The organism is Halobacillus sp. BBL2006, assembly GCF_000786645.1.
Lineage (GTDB): Bacteria > Bacillota > Bacilli > Bacillales > Halobacillaceae > Halobacillus.
This window is the reverse complement of sequence record NZ_JRNX01000775.1, coordinates 1-1,838: the sequence shown is the minus strand read 5'-3', so window position 1 is coordinate 1,838 and position 1,838 is coordinate 1. Positions and strand designations below refer to the sequence as shown.

Annotated in this window: 2 protein-coding genes; one reads left to right on the top strand and one right to left on the bottom strand. The window is 41.3% G+C overall.

Annotated elements, in window-relative coordinates; genetic code table 11:
- The coding region (locus LD39_RS19535; protein ID WP_035552246.1) for an NAD(P)-dependent oxidoreductase at nt 1-312 on the bottom strand (312 nt) is incomplete at its 3' end.
- A gap of 99 nt (nt 313-411) precedes the next feature.
- On the opposite strand from LD39_RS19535, the gene LD39_RS19530 reads away from it, so the two are divergent.
- The gene (locus tag LD39_RS19530; protein WP_035552243.1) at nt 412-1,707 is read left to right on the top strand and encodes an MFS transporter; all 1,296 of its coding nucleotides are present in this window, start codon (nt 412-414) and stop codon (nt 1,705-1,707) included.
- Nucleotides 1,708-1,838: the final 131 nt, after the last annotated feature.

Here is a 1,838-nt window from a genome sequence, read left to right as displayed (position 1 = left end):
CGCCGTGCCGATGGTTACAAACCGAGAGAGTTTTTCTTGTTCCATCTTTTCAATGATTAAAGGAATAGCTTTGGAAAGGGTATCTGTTTTATCTGTGGAAAGAGCGCTGAAAACTAGATCACAATCTTTTAATGTTTTCTGTACATTTGAAGGGTTTGTTACGTCGCCTACTATCCAAGAGGCACCTTGAATTAATCTTTCTGCCTTTTTTTCATCGCGGACAAGCGCTGAAACTTCCCAACCCTCGTTCAATGCATTTTTAATTACTTGGCTGCCGACACGTCCGGTTGCACCAAAAACAGCTAATTTCATATTCTCACCTCAAATATATTGTAAAGATTTTTTATGTTCGATCGATTCTAGTCTGTTATTTGCTAAGCTTAATTCAATCTGTTCTATTGGGGGAAGCCGATGAAAAAGAAACCTGTATGGAGTTGGATGCTTTATGACTTTGGAAACTCAGCATTTGCTACGACGATCATGGCTGCCGTCCTGCCTGTATTTTATTATGATGTAGCAGCCAAAGGAGTTCAAGATTCACTTGCCACCAGCTATTGGGGGTATTCCCAGTCTATCGCTGTATTAATCGTAGCTGTATTAGCTCCAATTCTTGGGGCGATCGGAGATTATTCGGCTGCAAAGAAGAAGTTCTTAATGTTTTTTGCTTTCATGGGGATGATTGCAAGTATTCTTCTTGCGTTCGTAGGTGAGGGAGATTACCTGTTCGCTTCTTTTCTCCTTATAATCGGAACGATAGGCTTTTCAGGGAGTAACGTATTTTACGACGCTTTTCTTCCAGAAGTGGCGGATGAAAGTGAAATGGACAAGGTCTCAGCCTGGGGATTCGCCTTCGGATATATAGGGGGAGGTGTACTGCTTGCGATTAATTTGCTCATGATCATGAAATATCAATGGTTTGGAATGCCGGATGCTTTAGCAGGTACCCATCTTGCGTTTATTTCTGTAGGAGTCTGGTGGCTGGTTTTCAGTATACCGCTGTTTAAAAATGTGGTGGAAGAGAAAAAATCAAACCCTAAGCGTACAGCATCCTACGCGTCGATTGGATTCAAAAGAATTGGGAGAACCCTGAAGGAATTGAACCAGTTTAAACAACTTTTATTATTTTTGCTCGCATTTTGGTTATTCAATGATGGCATTTCTACGATCATTAAAATGGCTACCATTTATGGCCGTGATATTGGCATTGATAGTACGGCACTGATCACTGCACTGTTAATTACACAGTTCGTTGGTATTCCTTTTGCTTTTCTCTTTGGCTGGCTTGCTGATAAAATCACTGCGAAACGCGCGTTAATGTTAGCATTGACGATCTACCTGCTGATCGTTGGGTTAGGATATTTCATGACTTCCGCTATACATTTTTACATTCTCGCTATCTGTGTAGGGTTCGTTCAAGGCGGGGCTCAGTCGTTAAGTCGTTCAATATTCGGAAAAATGGTACCGAGAGACAGACATGGAGAGTTTTTCGGGTTTTACGGGATATCTTCAAAATTTGCGGCCATATTCGGACCGTTTGCTTTTGCTCTGGTAGGTCAATTGACGGGATCCAGCCGTCTAGGCATCTTATCTCTTATCGTCTTTTTCCTAGGTGGAATGATTCTCTTACGGATGGTAGATGTTGAAAAAGGTATCCAAGAAGCGAAAGAACATACGAATTCTGCACAGGAAACGACCGTTCATTCTTGAACAGAGGGTATGCTTGGTTAAATAGATCTAGCCAAATCAGATTTATGAATGTTATTCAACATAATTGCAGGATTGTGGAAGACTCAGTTTCGAGATATTCGGGATTCGTTGCTGTATTTATAGTCAGGGGT